This is a genomic window from Alkalibacterium sp. s-m-28 (assembly GCF_054658175.1).
This window is the reverse complement of record NZ_BAAGIQ010000316.1, coordinates 1-353: the sequence shown is the minus strand read 5'-3', so window position 1 is coordinate 353 and position 353 is coordinate 1. Positions and strand designations below refer to the sequence as shown.

The following is a 353-nucleotide window of genomic DNA, read 5'->3' as shown; positions in this document are numbered from 1 at the left end:
TAACAACATCAAATCAGTTACTGTTACCCGTAAATCCAACAACAACTATTATATTTCTGTATTAGTAGAGTGCGAAAACCAAGACTTACCTAAGACAGACAAAATAGTTGGGGTAGATTTAGGATTGACTGATTTAGCGATTACTTCTGACGGGACAAAATACCCTTCTTTATATTTGCACAGAAAGTATAAGAAGCATCTGCATTACTGGGAAAAAAGATTAGTCAGAAGACGCATTCAAGCTAAGAATAAAGGCATTGACCTAAGAAGTGCAAAGAATTATCAAAAAGCCAGAATCCAAGTAGCTAAACTGAATCAGAAAATTAAGGATACACGCAAAGATTATCTTCACA

The 353-nt window shown here is 34.6% G+C and carries 1 protein-coding gene; it reads left to right on the top strand.

Features of this window, described 5'->3' with window-relative positions; translation table 11 throughout:
* Positions 1-353 (top strand): transposase (locus tag ACYQ4S_RS12480; RefSeq protein WP_459771496.1); only part of this gene is annotated, 353 nt, incomplete at both ends.